Here is a 19,495-nt window from a genome sequence, read left to right as displayed (position 1 = left end):
GGCTAGGGGCAGATGACGGCGGTATCTGTTTTGCTGCTGCGCCCTGATGCGGCAATAACGAGGTTAATGGTCGGTTCCCCGCTGACGCATATTGAAATGGTCATATTTGTCCCAAGGCTGGTGCCATCAGTGGCGAACAAGACGCGGGTTCTTGTCGAACTGAGTACGGTATCGGCTGAAAACACAGGGGTTCTGGATAGCTCGGTTTCGCCATTATCCAGTCTGGCGTTGCTGTTGCTGTCAGTGAACACCAGCAATTGGCTTGGACTGTTTGTGACACATTGATTGCCGGTGTTGACCAGGCATGCTGTCACGGTTTGTTGATCACTGATTGCCTGATTGCGAGCAAAACGCAGATGTTTCATGAGTCGCTCACTTTCATAATTGGCGCGGTTATCTTGAAGCAGGTTGCCGAGGGAAGGAATGCCTATGCCGAGCAGAATGACGGCCAGGGCAATCGCAATCATCAGCTCCAGCAAGGTAAATCCGGCTTGTTTCATATGAACTTGGGCCTGTCGTTCCGTGACTATTTACAGCTTATCCCTCCCTGTGGTTGCTGTCACATGCTAACACCCGTCTTGAACTGGCAGATTGCCCCCCTTTTCTTTATCATTCCCCATCATTTTCGATTTTAAGATGTATCGCCATGGCAAAAGCCCTCTCTCTGATGCTTGCCCAGTTGAATCTGACGGTAGGCGCCATCGAAGATAACTGTGACAAGGTGCTGGCTGCGGCCGTTCAGGCCGAGCAACAAGGCGCCGACCTGCTGGTGTGCTCCGAGCTGGCCTTGACCGGCTATCCGCCGGAAGACCTGTTGCTGCGCAGCGACCTGATGATCCGTGTCGACGCTGCGCTGGCTCGCATCGCGACCTGGCAGGGCCGCTGCGCCATTCTGGTGGGGCATCCCTGGCGTGAAGGGGCGGCGCTCTATAACGCCGCTTCCCTCTATGAGCAGGGCAAGCTGGTCGCCCGCTACTTCAAGCAAGACCTGCCCAACTACGGCGTATTTGACGAGAAGCGCTATTTCACCGCAGGCACGGATACCTGCGTGGTGCCGTTCCGTGGTCATAAGCTGGGACTGCTCATCTGCGAAGATCTGTGGCAACCGGGCCCGGTGCTGGCCGCCAAGGCGGCAGGGGCCGAGCTGCTGCTCACCATCAACGCCTCGCCCTACGATCAGGAGAAACCCTGGATCCGTCGTGAACTGATGACTGAGCGTTGCAGCCAGACCGGTTTGCCGCTGGTCTACCTCAATCAGGTGTGCGGCCAGGACGAGCTGATTTTCGATGGCTGCTCCAAGGTGTTCAACAGCCAGGGTGAGCTGACCCACAAGCTGGCCCCGTTTGCCGAAGAGCTGGCCCTGGTGCACTTTGCCGATGGTCAACCGGTGAAAGAGCGTGAACCGGCCGCCCCGCTCGAGCCATTGGCCGAGACTTATCAGGCGCTGGTGCTGGCGGTGCACGACTACATCACCAAAAACGGCTTCCAGGGCGCCGTATTGGGCCTCTCCGGTGGTATCGACTCCGCCCTGACCCTGGCAATCGCTGCTGACGCCATCGGGGCAGACAAGGTGCAGGCGGTGATGATGCCGTTCCGTTACACCGCCCAGATGAGTGTGGAGGATGCCAAGGAGCAGGCCGAGCGGATGGGGGTCGAGTTTGACATCATCTCCATCGAGCCCATGTTTGAAGGGTTTATGACCCAGCTGGCACCGCTGTTTGCCGGCACGGCCCGCGATACGACAGAAGAGAACCTGCAGGCACGCTGCCGCGGGGTACTCTTGATGGCGCTCTCCAACAAGCGTCGTCGCATAGTGCTGACCACGGGCAACAAGAGCGAGATGGCCGTGGGCTATGCCACCCTGTATGGTGACATGGCGGGCGGTTTTGATGTGCTCAAAGACGTGCCCAAGACCCTGGTCTTCAAGCTGTGCGAATATCGCAATTCAGTCGATTATGTGATCCCGCAACGGGTCATCGACCGTCCTCCTTCGGCAGAATTGGCGCCGGATCAGGTGGATCAGGACAGTCTGCCCCCCTACGACATTCTGGATGCCATCCTCAAGCGCTATGTGGAAGAGGATGCCTCTGTCGCCGACATGGTGGCAGAAGGGTTTGAAGAGGTGGTGGTGCGCAAGGTGATTCGGCTGGTGGATCTCAACGAGTACAAACGCCGTCAGGCTGCCGTCGGGCCCCGTATTACGGCCCGCAACTTTGGTAAGGATCGTCGTTACCCCATCACATCCGGGTTCGGCAAACAGAACTGGTAAGGAGTCACCATGAAGAAGATTGAAGCCATAATCAAACCGTTCAAGCTGGACGATGTGCGCGAGGCCTTGGCCGAGATCGGCATCAACGGCATGACGGTATCCGAAGTCAAAGGCTTCGGCCGTCAGAAGGGGCATACCGAGCTCTATCGCGGTGCCGAGTACATGGTGGATTTCCTGCCGAAGGTGAAGGTGGAGCTGGTGGTGCAGGACGAGGATCTGGATGCCTGCATCGAAGCCATCCAGAACACGGCCCGTACCGGCAAAATTGGTGACGGCAAGATCTTCGTTTGCGAGGTGGAGCGTGTCATTCGTATCCGTACCGGCGAAGAGAACGAAGACGCGATTTGATGTGATGGATGTGCCTCGTATCGACCAAGAGAACGAAGAGACAAGCCTTCATATGTCATGGATGCGCCTCTTCGTGGCGGCGGGCCTGCTGATCGGCCTGACCGCCTGCAGTACCCGCCCGCCGGCCCAGCCGGAAAATCTATGCCAGATCTTTCGGGAAAAGCCCGACTGGCACAAGGCGGCGCTCAAGATGAACGAGAAGTGGGGTACACCTGTTCAGGTGGTGATGGCCATGATGTATCAGGAGTCCTCCTTCGTACACGATGCCCAGCCACCAATGGGCTACTTCCTCTTCATTCCGACCGGGCGAGCCAGCTCCGCCTATGGTTATGCCCAGGTGAAAGATGAGACCTGGGACGATTACCAACGGGAAACCGGCAACAGCTGGAGCAGCCGCGACGACTTTGCCGACGCCATCGATTTCATGGGCTGGTACACTAACAAGGCCCAGCGGCTGAATGGCACTTCCAAGTGGGATGCCTATGGCCAGTATCTCAACTATCACGAAGGGTGGGGTGGCTACCGGCGTGGCAGCTACCGCAGCAAGGGGTGGCTGATGAAGACCTCCCGCAAGGTAGAGGCGCGTGCCCAGCGCTACGGCGCCCAGTATCGACAATGCAAGGATCAGCTCTCCAGCGGGGGCTGGTTCTGGTAACCAAATCAGGAGTCAGAAATGCCGTTATTGGACAGTTTTACCGTTGACCACACCCGTATGGAAGCGCCAGCAGTGCGCGTGGCCAAGACAATGCAGACCCCGAACAAGGACACCATAACCGTGTTCGATCTGCGTTTCTGTGTGCCGAACCAGGAGATCCTCTCCGAACGCGGCATTCACACCCTCGAGCACCTCTTTGCCGGTTTCATGCGTGATCACCTGAACGGCAATGGTGTGGAGATCATCGACATCTCCCCCATGGGGTGCCGTACCGGTTTCTACATGAGCCTGATTGGCGCACCGGACGAAGCCCGTGTGGGCGCCGCCTGGCAGGCTGCCATGAGCGATGTGTTGACCGTGCAGGAGCAGGCCAAGATCCCAGAGCTGAACGAATATCAGTGCGGCACCTTCAGCATGCATTCGCTGGAGGAAGCCCATGAGATCGCTCGTAACGTGCTGGCGCGTGGTATCGGCGTCAACCACAACGACGAGCTGGCACTGCCTGAAGAAAAGCTGAAAAGCCTCTAGGTTGTGCATGGCAAAAATGAAAAAGGCCGGTCACTGACCGGCCTTTTTGTTGTCTGGAGGATTCAGGACGGCAAGGGCATGACCCGGTTGCGGCCCAGCTCTTTTGCCTTGTAGAGCAGCTTGTCGGTGCGCTCGACCAGAGCATCGCCTGTTTCTTGACCATTGTACTCACCCACTCCGAACGAGGCTGTGATGTGGTCGATGCGGCGGCCGGACTTGCGATCCAGGATGGACATCTTCTCTATGGCACGGCGTAGACTCTCGGCCATCTGGCGGCTCAGGGCCAAGTTGCGCATGGGCACCAGCAGGGCGAACTCCTCACCACCGAGCCGATAGGCGGTGACGCCCTCCTTGCACGTTTCCCGCAGCCGCTTGCTGAAGGCACGCAGCACCTGATCACCAAGCAGGTGACCATATTCATCGTTGAAATTCTTGAAGCGGTCGATGTCCGACAGAATGAGGGAGAAGGTCTGCTTGCTGCGGATCAGGCCGTCTATCTCCAGATCGAAGGCGCGGCGATTGAGCAGGGAGGTGAGGGCATCCTCGTTGGCCAGCTTGCGGGTTTCGTTCAGTGCCTCACGCAGCTCTTTGATCTCTTTCTCTGCATTGCTGAGCTGATTGCGAAAGTGCATGGTCGACATGCGCACATCTCGCGATTCGCGCACCAGATCCCGCAAGATGCCCATGGTGTCGTCAAGGCTAAGCCCTTCATCGTCGATGAGACTCAGTCGATCGAAGCTCTTGTCGAGCATCTCCTGAAACATGCCTGTGTCGGAAATGGCGTCTTGCATGGTGTGGCCGAGCTCGTTGGCCATGGCGGCCAGACTGAGTTTCATGGCCTCCATCTGCTGCTCATCCTGGGCGGCGAGGTGCTGATGATAGAGCCGCTCGCAGGTGGTGAGTGAGCAGGTGCCCTGCAGCTTGATCGCCTGATCGATGGCCTGATTGAGCTCTGGCATGCTGGCCGACACGTAGTTATACCAAAGGGTATAGTTATCCGGCGTCGTGGGAATTTGATACTTGATCATCAGTGGAACCGCCTGCTTAAGATAGGCGGCGGATTGCGCGAACGAGTCCTTGCTCATGAGTTCCGTGTCTCATCATGCCTGCAAACTTTGCATAGTATGACAGAGAGATTGGCCAAAAGGCAGTCGATGGATGCCATTAGCTCCCCCCTTCGATATAATGTCTGCGTTACTACCTACCCTAAGGCCTGCTTATGTCTCAAAAAGATCCTTTCCTCCAACGCGAGGCCGAAAAATACGAAAACCCCATCGCCAGTCGCGAGATGCTGCTGGAGCTCATCAAGGGTCATGAAAAACCCATGACCCGCGAGGAGTTGGCCAAGGCCCTCAAGCTGACCGACGAAGAGCCGTTGGAAGCCTTGCGCCGTCGTCTGCGCGCCATGGAGCGCGATGGGCAACTGGTATTCACTCGCAACCAATGTTACGCCCTGCCGGATCGTCTGAATCTGGTAAAAGGGTATGTACTCGGCCATAAAGATGGTTTCGGTTTTCTGCGCCCGGAAGGTGGTGGACCGGATCTTTATTTGAACAACCGCGAGATGCAGCGCCTGATGCATGGCGACTATGCGCTGGTGCAACCGACCGAGATCGATCGTAAGGGTCGTCAGGAAGCGCGACTGGTACGTCTGCTCAAGTCTCGTGAAGCGGATATCGTCGGCCGTTACTTCGTCGAAAATGGCGTGGGTTTCGTGGTGCCGGATGACAGCCGTATCGGCGAGGACATCATAATCCCGGAAGGGGAAAACAAGGGCGCTCGCCAGAGCCAGGTCGTGGTGGTGCGTATCAACCAGCGCGCCAACTCCCGCATCAACGCGGTCGGTACAGTGCTGGACGTGCTGGGCGAGAACATGGCACCGGGCATGGAGATTGAAATCGCCCTGCGTACCCACGGTATCCCGCATACCTGGCCGGAAGAGGTGACCAAAGAGGTTGCCGGTCTCGGCGAACAGGTGCCGGAAAAGGCCAAAGAGGGTCGTATCGATCTGCGCGCCCTGCCACTGGTAACCATCGATGGGGAAGATGCCCGCGACTTCGATGACGCCGTCTTCTGTGAAGCCAAGCGTGGTGGCGGCTGGCGTCTGTGGGTTGCCATTGCGGATGTTTCTGCCTATGTGAAGCCCGGCACTGCACTGGATGCCGAAGCGTATCAGCGCGGCAACTCCGTCTATTTCCCCGAGTTCGTGGTGCCCATGCTGCCGGAGGTGCTCTCCAACGGTCTGTGTTCTCTGAACCCGCAGGTCGACCGTCTGTGCATGGTGTGCGAGATGACCATCTCCGCCGCCGGTCGCATGTCCGGTTACAAGTTCTACGAAGCGGTGATGAACTCCCACGCGCGGATGACCTACAGCAAGGTCGCGGCCATTCTGGATGGAGATCCCAAGCTGCGTCAGCAATATGACCCGCTGGTGGGCCACATCGAAGAGCTGAATAACCTCTATAAAGCGCTCAAACATGCCCGTCACCAGCGTGGTGCGGTGGAGTTCGAGAGCGAAGAGACCCGTTTCATCTTCAACGCCCAGCGCAAGATCGACCAGATCGTGCCGTTGGTGCGCAACGACGCCCACAAGATCATCGAAGAGTGCATGATCCAGGCGAACGTGGCCGCAGCCCGTTACATCGAGAAGAACGAAGCCTTTGCCCTGTTCCGGGTGCACGACCGTCCGGGCGAAGAGCGCCTGACCGGTTTCCGTGACTTCCTGGCCGAACTGGGTCTGGAGCTCAAGGGCGGCCTCGAGCCCGAGCCGAAAGATTTTGCCGAGCTGGCCGCCAAGTTTGAAGGGCGCCCGGATGCCGAGCTGCTCTCCACCATGCTGCTGCGCTCCATGCGTCAGGCTGTTTATCAGGCAGACAATATCGGCCACTTCGGTCTGGCATTGAAGTCCTATGCCCACTTCACCTCGCCGATCCGTCGTTACCCCGACCTTATCCTGCACCGTGCCATCAAGTATCAGGCGGCCAAGGAGCAGCAGCCCAACCTGCGCCACAAGTGGACCCCGAGCGGTGGTTATCACTACCAGCTGGAAGAAGTGGATCCCATGGGCGAGCACTGCTCCATGACCGAGCGCCGTGCCGACGATGCGACCCGCGACGTGGCCGACTGGCTCAAGTGCGAGTACATGCTGGATCACGTGGGTGACGAGTTCGACGGCGTCATCGCCAGCGTCACCGGCTTTGGTTTCTTCGTCCGTCTGGCGGAAATCCACATCGACGGTCTGGTCCACGTCAGCACCCTGACCAACGACTACTACCAGTTTGATCCCCTGCACATGCAGCTGATCGGCGAGAACTTCCGCCGTCGCTACCGTCTGGGTGACAAGGTACGCGTCAAGGTGATGGGCGTGAACCTGGACGATCGCAAGATCGACTTCGTGATGGTGGAAGAGCCGCTCCAGGCCACCGGCAAGAACGCCAAAGAGATGGCGCGCAAGCAGGCCGAGATCAAGAGCGAGAAAGCCAAGAGCGCCCAGCGCCACGAGAAACGCAAAGAGGGCAAGAATATCGGCAAATCCGACAAGGGTGGCCGTGCCAAGCCCAGCAACAGACGACCGAGCAAAAAGGCTCACGATAAGGCCAAGAGCACTAAATGAGTACTGAACTGATCTACGGCATTCACGCTGTATCCGCGCTGCTTGAGCGCACCCCGGAGCGTTTCATCGAAGTGTGGGCCCTCAAGGGCCGGGATGACGACCGGCTGCACCCCCTGTTGGCCGAGATGGAATCTCTCGGCCTCAAGGTGCAGAGCGTGAACCGCAAGACCCTTGATGACAAAGCGGAAGGCAACAATCACCAGGGCATCATGGCCAAGGTGATAGAGGCGCCCAAGCTGGCCGAGCACGACTTGGCCAGCCTGCTGGACAACCTGGCCGAGCAAAAGGCTCAACCCTTCCTGCTGGTGCTGGACGGGGTGACAGATCCGCACAACCTCGGCGCCTGCCTGCGCAGTGCCGATGCGGCCGGGGTCCATGCGGTTATAGTGCCGCGTGACAAGGCCAGCGGCCTGACCTCGGTGGTGCGCAAGGTTGCCTGTGGCGCCGCCGAAGTGGTGCCGCTTATCCAGGTCACCAATCTGGCCCGCAGTCTGCGGGAGTTGAAGGATCGCGGTGTCTGGATCGTCGGTACTGCCGGTGAGGCGGATCACGATGTCTATCAGGCCAAGCTGACCGGTCCCATGGCGCTGGTCATGGGTGCCGAAGGCAAGGGCATGCGCCGCCTGACTCGCGAACACTGCGACGAGCTGGTCAGCATTCCGATGGCGGGGGCTGTATCCAGTCTCAACGTCTCGGTGGCGACCGGTGTCTGTCTGTTCGAAGCCGTGCGTCAGCGTCGCGCTTAAGGGAACGGGATGGACAGACCCCCGTTCAGTCGGGATCAGGTCACAAATGAGCAGGAGGCCGCGCGCCTCCTCTCTTTTGCCCGGCCTTTGACCCTGAGCCCTCGTACCTGCCTCTGGCATGCCGGTGACAAGCCCGATCTGCTGGTCAAGGTGGAGCAGGGGCTGCTGCGCGCCAAGGTGGTGCTGGTGGATGGCCGCGAGTACATCAAGGAGTTCTATTGGGAGGGGGACGAGTTTATCGACTTCCACCATCTGCTCAGTGGTGAGCCCACCCGCTACAGTGTGGAGGCGCTGGAGCCATGCCGCCTGCAACTCTTCAACCTGAGGGATTTGCGTCAGCTCCCTTGCTGGTCCGCCTGGTATCACCACTTGCTGGCGGTGCAGCTGCGTATCAAGGAAGAGAAAGAGCTGCTGCTGTTGACCGAGAGCCCCCAAGCCCGTTATCAACACTTCCTGCACTGTTTCCCCGTGCTGGATGCCAGGGTGCCGGATCACCAGATAGCCGCTTATCTGGGCATCACCCCCATCAGCTTGAGCCGCATTCGCAAGCGGCTGAAGGATCTTAACAAAGGTTAATGCCTGCGCCCGCGCGGCTGGCTATGCTGCCTTTCTCGATGAGCAAGGAGTTCCCATGAACTGGTCCCTCAAATCTTTTGAACAACTCGACGTCAATGAGCTTTATGAATTACTCGTGCTGAGATCCCGCGTTTTCGTGGTGGAGCAGACTTGCGTCTTCCTCGATCTGGATGGCGTCGACAAGCGTCCCGACGTGCAGCACCTGCTCGGCTGGCAGGATGGCGTGCTGGTGGCGTACGCCAGACTGATGGCACCTGGTGTCGCCAAGGCGAGTCAGGTGGTGATCGGCCGGGTGGTGACATCGCCGGAGGCCAGAGGCGACGGTCTCGGTCATCGACTGATGCAGCAGGCGTTGGTGGAGTGCGAACAATTGTGGCCCGGGGTCAGCATCTATCTGGGAGCCCAGGCCCATCTGCAGGGTTTTTATGGTCGCCATGGCTTCACCGCCGTGGGTGAACCCTATCTGGAAGATGACATTCCCCACATTGGCATGACCTCGTCTTAATACCTTTAAAGCATAACAATGAAATTATTATGTCTTGAGGTAGTAAAGAAAACGGGTGCTCGACGCCATATTACTGGGTACCCTTTGAGTGATTAATCGGCAACCGTTGATGGATAGGTTTAAAAATGGTTTTTTATCCCATTAATACAAAACAAGATTCAGCAATTAAGCCGTTGAGCCATTTTATCTGCGTTCGTCACTCGAGTGGCTGTCGCTGATGGAGTTGTTGCGCAAGCGGTTCGCTCTGGACCTGCAAACCTTCGCCATCATCACTCTGGTACTGGGCAATCTGGCCCAGGCCTTCTCCGATGTGCTGGTCAAGCTGATCGGCCCCGGTTTCAGCCCCTTCCAATACATGTTCCTGCGCCAGCTGCTGACCCTGCTGGTGTTGCTGCCCTTCATGCTGCGGGTGCCGAGGGCGGCCTGGGGACTGGGTGCCTGGAAATGGCACCTGCTGCGTGGTCACCTCTGCCTGCTCGGTGGTGGCGGCATGATGCTGGCATTGACCCAGCTGCCGCTGGCCACGGCCAACGCCATCTTCTATGTCTCACCCTTGCTGACATTGCCGCTGGCTGCCTGGCTGCTCAAGGAGAAGATCAACTCCCGGGTCTGGCTGCTGGGGGGCATGGGGCTGCTTGGTGTCGTGTTCGTGCTCAAGCCAGGGGATTTTCATCTGGCGGGTCTGGGTGCCCTGGTGACCGCCTTCACTCTGGCGCTGTTCAATGTCACCGGCCGCAAGCTGCCTGCGGGGATCTCTGTGGTGGCGACCCTGTTCTGGGCAAACTTGCTGGCGCTGCCATTGACGGCTGGGTTGGCGGTGAATCAATGGCAACCTGTGGACTGGCACCTGCTGGCACTGATCGGCGGCAGCGGCGTGATGCAACTGCTCTATCATGCCAGCTGCATCTACGCCTATCGGCAGGTGGAGGCCAACCGTATTGCGGCAACCGAATACTCAGGCCTGATGTTCGTGGTACTGATGGGGATCTGGCTGTTTGGCGAGATCCCGGCCTGGAACCTCTGGGTCGGGGTGAGTTTCATCTTGCTGGCCATCTATTGGCAGCGGCGTTTGCGCTAGCCCAGTCAACTTGACTCCATATATATGACAAACCGGCGGATGACCGGTTTGTCATATGGGCAGCTTATGAAGCCTGTCTCGGTTACCGCACAGGAAATCGGTTAGGCTTGGCGGCTTGTGATTATCGGAACCCTGTCATGACGCCAACCATCTTTGCGGCCATCTTGCTGGCCGCGCTCCTGCACGCCCTCTGGAATGCGCTGGCCAAACGCCAGGCCGAGGGGCGTGTCAGCGTGCTTCTTGTCTCCCTCTGTTCCGGGTTGTTTGCCGCCCCTTTCTTGCCGCTGGTCGGGCTGCCTGTGCCTGCCGAATACCCCTGGCTGGCGCTCTCCATCCTGCTGCATTGTGGCTATTGTCTGTTTCTCGGTCGGGCCTATCGGCTGGGGGAATTCGGCCAGATCTACCCGCTGGCGCGTGGCAGTGCGCCCTTGGTGACTTTGCTGTTCGGGGCCTTGTTATTGGGGGAAGTGCCGGGAGTGCTGGCGGTGGCGGGCGCTCTGGTGCTGGTGAGCGGTGTGCTGCTGATGGCCTGGCGCGGCGGCATCAAACTGGCGTCTGGGGCCCTGCGCGCCGTGCTGATCACGGCGCTGTTCACCGCAGCCTATACCCTCTCGGACGGGGCGGGTGCCCGCTCGGCCGGTGCACCGCTGCGTTACACCCTCTGGCTGTTTGCTCTGACTGCGCTGATGATGCCACTGCTGATGCGCTGGCAGAGTCGCACCGCCTGGCGCGCGCTTGATCTTGCGGCGTGGCGTACCGGAGCGCTCGGCGGCGCCCTCTCCCTGCTTGCCTACGGCAGGCGCCCATCGGGCTGGTGGCGGCGCTGCGCGAGAGCAGCGTGCTGTTTGCCGTGCTGCTCTCCTGGTGCTGGCTGGGGGAGACACTGGGGCGGGTACGACTGTGCGCCGCCTTGGTGATCCTCTGCGGTATCTTGTTGATCCGTCTTGCCTGATCCCTGGCTGCATCAGACCGGGCGCCGCCCGGCCTGATGTTTGACTCAAGGGGTGACCAGAGTCGTCAGGGTAAAGCCCTCCTCGCAGGGGGCGAGCTGTACCCGCACCTTGCCCAGCTCGGCCAGTGTGGCCACATGGGTGCCGCCGCAGGGAATGGTCACCTCTTTACCTTCAAGCATGCAGTGCCAGTAGCGCGAGTCTATGATGGCCTCGCCAGCACGGCTGCGGCGGATCTCGCCATCGGCCGCCAGCCAGTCGGCCAGCTGCTTGTTTACGCTGGTCTCTATCTGCGCCAGTTCCGCCAACAAAGCGTCACTATTGACCCCCTTCTTGCGCAGACTCTTACCGATGCGGTACTGCTCCCGGGAGCCCATGGGCTCGACCCGCGAGGTTTGAATGGCGAGGCGGTCAAAGTCGGGCTGATCGAGTGCATCGCGCTCGCTCACCTCTTTGCGCCAGTAGGGGGTCAGCATCCGATTGAGGGCCAGCGCCGCCAGATGGCAGCCGCTGTGACCCAGACTTAAGGAGTGGCGGGCAGCGGCATCCACCTTCAGTTCAACCCGGGAGCCCACGGCCAGAGTGTGATGGCCTGCCAGGGGTGCACCACCACGAAGGCCCACCCTTCGGCGCCCCGCTTGACCGGTATATCCTTGTCCACGAACAGTTCGCCCTCCGGGCTGATGGCGCCCATCCGGCAGGGGCCGACACTGGCGTCACCGCCATCCCAGCAAACCGTGCCCACATCCCCCGGTTGATCGGGCCAGAGGTGGCTTTGTGGATGAAAGGGGGTGAGGTCGGTGACCAGCAGGCTGGTATCGCCACTCTGGCAGAAGACCACGCTGGCCGGTTCATGATGATGGCCCAGCACGAAGCTGGCTCGGGTATGTTCCATGGATGGCTCCCGCTAATCGCAGATGAAAAGAGAGCAGCATACGCCAAAGCGCAGACCGGCTCATTAACCTGGGTTAATGAGCCGGCCTGAGTAGCGGGTCGTGAGCGCTAGATCATGGCGACCAGCAGGTAGGCGTTGAGGCCGATCACCAGTGCGACGATAAGGCGACCGACAGCCTGAGTCACCGGATGGTTGCGATACTCTCCCATCAGCGCCCGATCGCCGGTCAGGATCAGCAGCGGAATGAGTGCCAGCGCTATACCAAAACTGAGCACCACCTGGCTCAGCACCAGGATCTCGGTGGTATTGAGCCCCATGGCGATCACCACGAAGGCGGGAGCCATTGTGATGGCACGGCGTAGCCAGAGCGGTATGGTGAAACGCACGAAACCCTGCATTACTACTTGTCCTGCCAGGGTCCCGACCACTGTGGAGGAGATGCCCGAGGCCACCAGGGACAGGCCGAACAGGGTGGCGGCGGCCTGCCCGAGCAAGGGAGTGAGAGTCTGGTAGGCAGATTCGAGTTCGGCCACCTGCTGGTTGCCAGAACTGTGAAAGGCGGCGGCCGCCATCGCCATCATGGCCAGGTTGACGAAGCCGGCTATGGTCATGGCAATGGCTACGTCTACCCGTGTGGTGTGAAGCCGCTGAGGCACTGTGCCCTGATCCTGGGTGTGCTGGGTCAGCGCCGAGTGCAGGTAGATGACGTGAGGCATGACTGTTGCACCAAGCACGCCAGCGGCCAGGTAGACGGCCTCGCTGTTGGGCAGGCCGGGGAAGAGAGCCCCTTCCAGCAGGCTCGGCAGGTGGGGGCGGGAGAACACCAGCTCGACGATATAGGCCGCCGCCACGAACAGCAGCAGGCCGCCAACCACGAACTCAAGTGGCTTCTGGCCGCGGCTCTGCAGCATGAGAATGCCCCAGGTCACCACGGCCGTGATGCCGGCGCCTTCCAGCAGGGTGACGCCGAGCAGCAGCTTGAAGCCGACCGCTGCGCCGATGAATTCGGCCAGATCGGTCGCCATGGCGATGATCTCCGCCTGTACCCAGTAGGCCCAGACTGCCGGTTTGGGCAGCCTGTCGCGTATGTGTTCAGCCAGGTTCTTGCCGGTAACGATGCCGAGCTTGGCGGAGAGGGTCTGCACCAGCATGGCCATCAGATTGGCCCATACCACCACCCACAGCAGCTGATAACCGAAGGTGGAGCCTGCCTGGATATTGGTGGCGAAGTTGCCTGGGTCTATATAGCCGATGGCGGCGATAAAGGCGGGCCCGAGCAGGGTAAGCTTGAATTTGCGGGCCGGGATGGCCGTGGTCAGCGCGGATTGCATGGAAACACCCTCCATAAGATTATGGAGATAGAATAGATCTAAATGATAATTGTTATCAATTGATGTTTTGTATCATACCCATAGATAAAAACATCTGCGGTGGCCAGTTGCAGTGAGGGATGTGATTTCGTACAATATGCCGCCCTAGAAAGCAGCGTCTAAACACACCATACGTTCCTTGCCTCCGAGGTCTGGCTGCACCTGGGCGGAGGCTGAATTAATCCGTAAGGAGCTAAAATGCGTCATTACGAAATCGTCTTCATGGTTCATCCGGACCAGAGCGAGCAAGTACCCGGTATGATAGAGCGTTACACCGGTGCTATCACCACCGCGGGTGGTACTATCCATCGCATGGAAGATTGGGGCCGTCGTCAACTGGCTTACCCGATCGACAAGCTGCACAAAGCTCACTACGTTCTGATGAACGTGGAAGCAGAGCAAGCCGTTATCGATGAACTGGAAACCAACTTCCGTTTCAACGATGCCGTTATCCGCAACATGATCATGCGCACCAAGCACGCCGTGACTGAAGTTTCTCCGATGGCCAAGGCCAAGGAAGAGCGCTTCGTCCGTCGTGACGACGAGCGCCGCGAAGATACTGTTGAAGCAGCGTCTTCCGAAGAGTAATTCTGGATCACTGAATAGAGGATAAAGGCCATGGCACGTTATTTCCGTCGTCGTAAGTTCTGCCGCTTCACTGCCGAGAACGTTACCGAGATCGACTACAAAGATATCGTTACTCTGAAAAACTACGTCACTGAATCTGGCAAGATCGTACCGAGCCGTATCACCGGTACCCGCGCCAAGTATCAGCGTCAGCTGGCACGCGCCATCAAGCGTGCTCGTTACCTGGCTCTGCTGCCGTACACCGATCTGCACAACAAGTAAGAATCGGCCCGGCACTTAAGCCTAACTCAACTTCCATAGAGGAAAGGTAATGCAAGTTATCCTGCTCGACAAAATCGCCAAACTGGGCGGTCTGGGTGATCAAGTCGCTGTTAAAGCTGGCTACGCCCGTAACTATCTGATCCCGCAAGGCAAAGCCGTTATGGCTACCAAGGCCAACATCGAGACTTTCGATGCTCGCCGTGCTGAACTGGAAGCCAAACTGGCTGCCGGTAAAGCTGCCGCTGAAGAGCGTGCTGCCAAGCTGGGTGAACTGGCTGCTGTTGTTATCGCCTCCAAAGCTGGCGACGAAGGCAAGCTGTTCGGTTCCATCGGTACCCGTGACGTGGCTGATGCCATCACTGCTGCCGGCGTTGCTGTTGCCAAGAGCGAGGTCCGCATGGGCAACGTTCTGCGTAACACCGGCGAGTACGAAGTTGTTGTTCAGCTGCACGCTGACGTCAAAGCAACCGTACAAGTTCAGGTTGTTGCCCTGTAATAGCGATTCGCTGTTGCAAAAAAACCCGCGCATTTGCGCGGGTTTTTTATTTTGGGATCAAAGGGTAGAGTGAAGCTCTGTTCCTCTTGAGGAGATCCCTATGGCAGCCTGGGTCGAAGGTCGGGTCATCGAGCGCATCGAATGGACCCCCACCCTGTTTTCCCTGCGCGTGGCGGCAGAGCTTGCCCCCTACAAGGCAGGACAATTTACCAAACTGGCCCTCGCGCAGGGCGAGCGCCGCATCCAGCGCGCCTATTCCTTCGTCAATCCCCCCTCAGCCCCTTATCACGAATTCTATCTGGTCGAGATCCCGGACGGTGAGCTGACGCCATCTCTTGGCTCTCTGCAGGAGGGCGATACCCTGCTGGTGCAGTCTCAGGCCACCGGCTTTCTGATCCTTGACGAGGTGCCGTCCGGTCGCGATCTCTGGTTGCTCTCCACCGGTACTGCCATAGGCCCGTTTCTCTCCATGCTGGCGGATGGCGAGGCCTTCGAGCGCTTCGAGAACCTGGTGCTGGTGCATGGGGTGAGAAGAGGAGAAGAGCTTAGCTACCAGGGGCTGATCGCCAGCTTTGCCGAGCAGCACGGGGCGCGCTTTCATTATGTTCCCTTCGTCAGTCGCGAAGGGTGGTCAGGGGCAATGGCTGGCAGGATCCCGGCGGCCATCGCCGACGGGCGACTGCAGGCGCGAGTCGGGCTCGCATTTTCACCCGAGCAGAGCCAGGTGCTTATCTGTGGCAATCCGGCCATGGTGAAGGAGACCCAGCAGACCTTGCTGGAACTCGGGTTGGCCAAGAACCTGCGGCGAGCCCCCGGCAACATCAGTGCGGAGAATTACTGGTAACGAAATGAGCACAGGGGCATCAGGCCCCTGCTGTATTGAGGAAAGGGACGGTCAGTTTTTCTTGCCGTTGCCGTTGCCGTTGCCCTTGCTCTTGTCCTTGTGTTTGTCGTGACCTTGTCCCGGGTTGTTGCCGCTGTGGATGCTGCGGTTGTAGTGATCCCGGTACTTGCCATCCATCTTGTCGCAGTTGAGTTTGATGCGGCCATCGCCAATATCGAGATCCAGGCAGTGGTTCTGCCACCAGTCGTACTCTTTGTCATCCCAGTCGAGATCGATCTTGATGTCATTGCCGGAGATGTTGATGCCGTCGCCTCCTTTGGAGGGGGGCGCAGCAAGAGCGGTGCCCTGCACTACGAGCAGGGAGAGCAGCAGTGCGCTGCGGTTAATCGTGGGGTAGCGCTTGAATGGATTCATGGCAAGAATACTCCCGTTGTTACTGGCCATTCTGTTGATTGGCCGGCATTTCGTTGGTGCTGGGGGGCTGGTTGCGGTTTTCCTGATCGTCCAGATTGAGCCTTACCCGTTTGCAATCGGTAGCGCGCGCGTCCCCCATTCCCAGATCGAGGCAGTCAGTTTGCGACCAGTTGAACTGCTTGTCGTCCCAGTCCAGATTGAATGACAGCTCATCAACGGAGAAGGTTGAACCGCCATTATCCTGTGATTGTTGCGCAGCGGGGGTTCCGCTCACCAGTAGTAGGGACAGCAGCATAGTGGTCGTTTTGTTCATGATGGCCTCGGGTAGTGACAGTTGCGGATCAGTGTAGTCCTGCCGGGCTGAACCTGGGCGGAACCGCATATAACCGCATAACGGGATTCAGTCAGAGGAGCGATTGTAGCGCGTCTCTGTTGCCGATTTGTTCGATTTGGTCGCACTCTGGGCAGCTGGTTCTCTATATGAAGGAATTCAAGAGTTTGCCCTTCTCTCTGTGAGTCCGGCGACTATAATCGGCAGCCAACTTTTCCTGCACGGCATCCCCTCTTCATTATGACCACACAGGCTTCTGCCGTATTGCGCTACCCCAAGGGGTGGTTCGCACTGACCACGGTGTACAGTTTTACCGGGTTGGCCATTCTGGCCTCCATCGTCTTCTCCCTGCTGCTGTTTCTCTCCATCGATGACAACCCGCTGATGAAGTGGCTGTTCGGCGGCCTGGCCATCATCTTCGAGCTGGGCAAGTTTTATGTCTGGTACGAATATGGCGAGTGCAAGGCGCGGCGGGATCTCGGCGGTGCCTTCTGGTCGCTGCTGTTCTACAGCGTGCTGGCGGCCATCTCCATCGGCGGCAGCATAGGCGGCATCAACAGTGCCACCAACACTGTGCTGAGTCAGCAGGCGCGACATGAGCGGGAGCTGGCCCGTTTCGACGAGCAGATCGCCAGCATAGAACGCCAGATCCAGCTCAACGAGGAGGCGGCGCGCAAGTACATAGAGATGGCGCGGATCTCCAGCGGCGTCAGCGGCTTGCAGCAGGCCAACACCAAGCTCAGGTTGCAGCAGGATGAGTTGCGCCAGGAGCGTGACGCCAAGCCGGTCAACGAGCAATCCTCCATGCTGGGGCTGATGAGCAGCCTGGCGGACGGGGTGGGCATGAGCCTCAGCCAGGTACAGTTCCTGCTGGTTTGCTTCCTCTCCGTGCTGCTGGATGTGTTCGGCGCCTTCTTCGTCAGCCTGATTGGCGAGGAGAACCGCTTTCGCCGCATGTGGCATTGGCAGCAGGCGCGGGAACAGGCCGCCGCACGGCAGGCCGAATTGGCGGCCACAGTGCCCATGGTGGCGAGCAAGCCGGAACCCGAGCCGGCTGTGGTGGCCCAGGTGCGCTCAGTGCTGGAGAGCGGCGAGCTAAAGTGCAGCAAGCGCTCGGTGGCGCAGGCCCTTTCGCTGTCGCTGGAGGAGGTGGACAGGGTATTTCAGCATCTGCTGGCGGAGGGGGTGCTGGGGCAGGGCAGCAACCGTCACTACCATCTCAGCTCGCAAGCCGGTTGACATCAGGGCCACCTCGGGGTGGCCCTTCTTTTGCGACGTGAGCGGCGCCTGGCTAGTGAGTCAGCACCATCATCAGGCTGAGAAAGCCCGCGATACCGCCACCTATGCCGATGATCCAGTAAAACCCCTTGGCCCCCTGTTTGAGCGGGATGCGGAAGTAGAGCAGCAAGGCCCACCACCCCAGAGCCAGCAACAGAGGAATAAGAAACATTCGAGCCATGGTGTCCTCGCTGTTATTCTGTTGACCCTTGATCAATCAACAGGATGGATTGTGCAATGACGCAGCTACAGATTACCGCATTCGGTGACCCCTCGGTACTCAAGCTCAACCCTTCCCTCGATAAGGTGCCTGCAGAAGGGGAGGTCCGGGTGCGCATCTACTTTGCGGGCGTCAATCCCATCGATGCCAAGACCCGCGCCGGCCTTGGCTGGGCGGCGGCCGAGAACAAGGACAAGTTGCCCTGGACACCCGGCTATGATGTGGCGGGCGTGATAGAGAAAGTCGGCCCTGGCGTCACTTCACTGGTAGAGGGTGATCTAGTGTGCGGCATGGTGGGTTTTCCGCTGGCGGGGGGCGCCTATGCCGAATCCGTCGTGGCGAGTGAGGGGGAGCTGATCAAGCTCGATGGCGTGCCCCTGGGACAAGGGGCTGCCTTGCCGCTGGCGGGCCTCACCGCCTGGCAAGGGTTGTTTGAGCACGGTGGCCTCAAGCCGGGACAGCGAGTGCTGATCCTGGCCGGTGCGGGCGGCGTGGGCCATCTGGCGGTGCAGTTTGCTGCTGCCGATGGTGCCGAGGTGGTGGCAACGGCCAGCCGCGACAATCACAGTTTTCTCCATAGTCTGGGAGCCAGTCAGATGGTGGATTATCACGACCCTGACTGGGTTGCCCAGATCGTGGACCACACCGGTCAGGTTGATCTGGTGCTGGATCTGATGGGGGGCGAGAGCGGCAAGGCGGCGCTGGCCTGCGTCAAGCCCGGTGGCAAACTGGTGACTGTGCCCACCATCACGGCGCAGCAGATCAAGGAGGCGGCGGCGGGATCTGGCGTAGAGGTGCTCGGCATGCTGGTGCACCCCGACAGCGAGCAACTGGCCAATATACTGATTCTGCTGCGTCAGGGGCAGGTACAGGTGACCGTCTCTGCCGAGTTTGCACTGGCAGACGGCGGGCTGGCCCATCAGGCCATCGAGGAGGGCCACGTTCGTGGCAAGCTGCTGCTGCGCATGCCTGCGGCCGAGCACGACCTCATAGGAAAGTCATGATGGCGGCCGTACCTGATGATCGATTGGGTCACCCAGCGTCGTCAGTTTGCTGCTTATGGTGATCCCCCATGAATGACCTGATGGAGATGGGGCTGGGCTGGCTGTTTTTGAGCGCCTTCACCTCCGCCACCCTGCTGCCTGGCAGCTCGGAGGTCTTGCTGGGGGCCATGGCCGCCAAGGGGCAGTGGAGTATGACCAGCCTGCTGCTGTGGGCTACCCTGGGCAACACCCTCGACTCCATGACCACCTGGTGGCTTGGCTGGCTAGCCACCTTCAAGAAAAAACCGGAAGATTTTCAAGGCCGTGGGGAACAAAAAGCCCTCGGCTGGCTCAAACAACATGGTCATTGGTGTCTGCTGCTGGCCTGGACACCCGTGGTCGGCGATGGTCTCTGTCTGCTGGCCGGTTGGCTGCGTCTCTCCTTCTGGCGCTCTCTCATCCTGATCGGGCTCGGCAAATTATTGCGTTATGCCCTGATTTTTCTGCTGGCTAGTCATATTTTCTAGCCCCTTTCTTCACTCACGAG

22 protein-coding genes and 2 pseudogenes are annotated in these 19,495 nt (G+C 59.2%); 17 read left to right on the top strand and 7 right to left on the bottom strand.

The annotated features are described in order from the left end of the window. Nucleotides 1–2 precede the first annotated feature (2 nt). Complete coding sequence (tppE, locus tag AXW79_RS07225; protein ID WP_005313436.1) at nt 3–500, bottom strand: type IVa pilus pseudopilin TppE; 498 nt, start codon at nt 498–500, stop codon at nt 3–5. Nucleotides 501–646: 146 nt separating this feature from the next. On the opposite strand from tppE, the gene AXW79_RS07220 reads away from it, so the two are divergent. The 4 genes from AXW79_RS07220 (at nt 647) to luxS (ending at nt 3,800) form a co-directional block, all read left to right on the top strand. Beyond that, the gene (locus AXW79_RS07220) at nt 647–2,269 is read left to right on the top strand and encodes an NAD+ synthase (protein ID WP_005313432.1); all 1,623 of its coding nucleotides are present in this window, start codon (nt 647–649) and stop codon (nt 2,267–2,269) included. Between the two features lie 9 nt (nt 2,270–2,278). After that, nucleotides 2,279–2,617 (top strand): nitrogen regulatory protein P-II, encoded by a 339-nt coding sequence (gene glnB / locus AXW79_RS07215; RefSeq protein WP_005313429.1) that lies wholly within the window; start codon nt 2,279–2,281, stop codon nt 2,615–2,617. A gap of 61 nt (nt 2,618–2,678) precedes the next feature. Beyond that, nucleotides 2,679–3,272, top strand: a complete 594-nt coding sequence (locus AXW79_RS07210; RefSeq protein WP_005313426.1) for a transglycosylase SLT domain-containing protein — start codon at nt 2,679–2,681, stop codon at nt 3,270–3,272. Between the two features lie 18 nt (nt 3,273–3,290). Then, complete coding sequence (gene luxS / locus AXW79_RS07205; RefSeq protein WP_005313423.1) at nt 3,291–3,800, top strand: S-ribosylhomocysteine lyase; 510 nt, start codon at nt 3,291–3,293, stop codon at nt 3,798–3,800. Nucleotides 3,801–3,862: 62 nt separating this feature from the next. On the opposite strand, the gene AXW79_RS07200 is transcribed toward luxS, so the two are convergent. Continuing rightward, nucleotides 3,863–4,885, bottom strand: coding sequence for a GGDEF domain-containing protein (locus AXW79_RS07200; RefSeq protein WP_005313421.1), 1,023 nt, complete (start codon nt 4,883–4,885; stop codon nt 3,863–3,865). 134 nt (nt 4,886–5,019) lie between these two features. Here AXW79_RS07200 and rnr point away from each other — a divergent pair, with 134 nt between their 5' ends. From rnr to AXW79_RS07170, 6 genes and pseudogenes are all read left to right on the top strand, one after another. Continuing rightward, entirely contained in the window at nt 5,020–7,413 is a 2,394-nt protein-coding gene (rnr, locus tag AXW79_RS07195) for a ribonuclease R (protein ID WP_005313418.1), read from the top strand. Beyond that, nucleotides 7,410–8,159, top strand: coding sequence for a 23S rRNA (guanosine(2251)-2'-O)-methyltransferase RlmB (rlmB, locus tag AXW79_RS07190; protein WP_005313416.1), 750 nt, complete (start codon nt 7,410–7,412; stop codon nt 8,157–8,159). The genes rnr and rlmB overlap by 4 nt, the downstream gene beginning before the upstream one ends. Nucleotides 8,160–8,168: 9 nt before the next feature. Continuing rightward, on the top strand, nt 8,169–8,735 hold the full coding sequence (locus tag AXW79_RS07185; RefSeq protein ID WP_005313413.1) for a Crp/Fnr family transcriptional regulator: 567 nt from the start codon (nt 8,169–8,171) through the stop codon (nt 8,733–8,735). A 55-nt stretch (nt 8,736–8,790) separates the two neighbouring features. Then, nucleotides 8,791–9,240, top strand: a complete 450-nt coding sequence (locus AXW79_RS07180; protein ID WP_005313409.1) for a GNAT family N-acetyltransferase — start codon at nt 8,791–8,793, stop codon at nt 9,238–9,240. Between the two features lie 217 nt (nt 9,241–9,457). Then, nucleotides 9,458–10,318, top strand: coding sequence for a DMT family transporter (locus tag AXW79_RS07175; RefSeq protein WP_005313407.1), 861 nt, complete (start codon nt 9,458–9,460; stop codon nt 10,316–10,318). A gap of 137 nt (nt 10,319–10,455) precedes the next feature. Continuing rightward, a pseudogene (locus AXW79_RS07170) lies at nt 10,456–11,270 on the top strand (EamA family transporter). 45 nt (nt 11,271–11,315) lie between these two features. Here AXW79_RS07170 and AXW79_RS07165 read toward each other — a convergent pair. Both AXW79_RS07165 and AXW79_RS07160 read right to left on the bottom strand, forming a co-directional pair. Then, nucleotides 11,316–12,163, bottom strand: a pseudogene (locus AXW79_RS07165) (hypothetical protein). A gap of 107 nt (nt 12,164–12,270) precedes the next feature. Continuing rightward, nucleotides 12,271–13,494, bottom strand: a complete 1,224-nt coding sequence (locus AXW79_RS07160) for an Nramp family divalent metal transporter (protein WP_005313398.1) — start codon at nt 13,492–13,494, stop codon at nt 12,271–12,273. 237 nt (nt 13,495–13,731) lie between these two features. On the opposite strand from AXW79_RS07160, the gene rpsF reads away from it, so the two are divergent. The 4 genes from rpsF (at nt 13,732) to AXW79_RS07140 (ending at nt 15,722) form a co-directional block, all read left to right on the top strand. After that, complete coding sequence (gene rpsF / locus AXW79_RS07155) at nt 13,732–14,121, top strand: 30S ribosomal protein S6 (RefSeq protein WP_005313395.1); 390 nt, start codon at nt 13,732–13,734, stop codon at nt 14,119–14,121. A gap of 30 nt (nt 14,122–14,151) precedes the next feature. After that, entirely contained in the window at nt 14,152–14,382 is a 231-nt protein-coding gene (gene rpsR, locus AXW79_RS07150; protein ID WP_005313392.1) for a 30S ribosomal protein S18, read from the top strand. A 49-nt stretch (nt 14,383–14,431) separates the two neighbouring features. Then, nucleotides 14,432–14,878, top strand: a complete 447-nt coding sequence (gene rplI / locus AXW79_RS07145; RefSeq protein WP_005313386.1) for a 50S ribosomal protein L9 — start codon at nt 14,432–14,434, stop codon at nt 14,876–14,878. A 100-nt stretch (nt 14,879–14,978) separates the two neighbouring features. Continuing rightward, nucleotides 14,979–15,722, top strand: coding sequence for a ferredoxin--NADP reductase (locus AXW79_RS07140; protein ID WP_005313383.1), 744 nt, complete (start codon nt 14,979–14,981; stop codon nt 15,720–15,722). A 51-nt stretch (nt 15,723–15,773) separates the two neighbouring features. Here AXW79_RS07140 and AXW79_RS07135 read toward each other — a convergent pair whose 3' ends face one another. Next, on the bottom strand, nt 15,774–16,136 hold the full coding sequence (locus tag AXW79_RS07135; RefSeq protein ID WP_011898355.1) for a hypothetical protein: 363 nt from the start codon (nt 16,134–16,136) through the stop codon (nt 15,774–15,776). Between the two features lie 19 nt (nt 16,137–16,155). Then, a complete protein-coding gene (locus AXW79_RS07130; protein ID WP_225854264.1) occupies nt 16,156–16,449 on the bottom strand; it encodes a hypothetical protein in 294 nt (97 codons plus the stop codon). 258 nt (nt 16,450–16,707) lie between these two features. On the opposite strand from AXW79_RS07130, the gene AXW79_RS07125 reads away from it, so the two are divergent. After that, on the top strand, nt 16,708–17,706 hold the full coding sequence (locus AXW79_RS07125; RefSeq protein WP_005313372.1) for a hypothetical protein: 999 nt from the start codon (nt 16,708–16,710) through the stop codon (nt 17,704–17,706). A 52-nt stretch (nt 17,707–17,758) separates the two neighbouring features. On the opposite strand, the gene AXW79_RS22800 is transcribed toward AXW79_RS07125, so the two are convergent. Further along, nucleotides 17,759–17,926, bottom strand: coding sequence for a hypothetical protein (locus tag AXW79_RS22800; protein ID WP_162096735.1), 168 nt, complete (start codon nt 17,924–17,926; stop codon nt 17,759–17,761). Between the two features lie 44 nt (nt 17,927–17,970). Between AXW79_RS22800 and AXW79_RS07120 the strand changes: the two genes are divergently transcribed. Further along, nucleotides 17,971–18,969, top strand: coding sequence for an NADP-dependent oxidoreductase (locus AXW79_RS07120; protein ID WP_011898357.1), 999 nt, complete (start codon nt 17,971–17,973; stop codon nt 18,967–18,969). A gap of 68 nt (nt 18,970–19,037) precedes the next feature. Beyond that, complete coding sequence (locus tag AXW79_RS07115) at nt 19,038–19,475, top strand: YqaA family protein (RefSeq protein WP_005313362.1); 438 nt, start codon at nt 19,038–19,040, stop codon at nt 19,473–19,475. The last annotated feature ends 20 nt before the right edge of the window (nt 19,476–19,495 follow it).

It is taken from the genome of Aeromonas salmonicida subsp. salmonicida, assembly GCF_001643305.1.
Classification (GTDB): domain Bacteria; phylum Pseudomonadota; class Gammaproteobacteria; order Enterobacterales; family Aeromonadaceae; genus Aeromonas; species Aeromonas salmonicida.
This window is presented reverse-complemented; position numbering and strand designations above follow the sequence as displayed.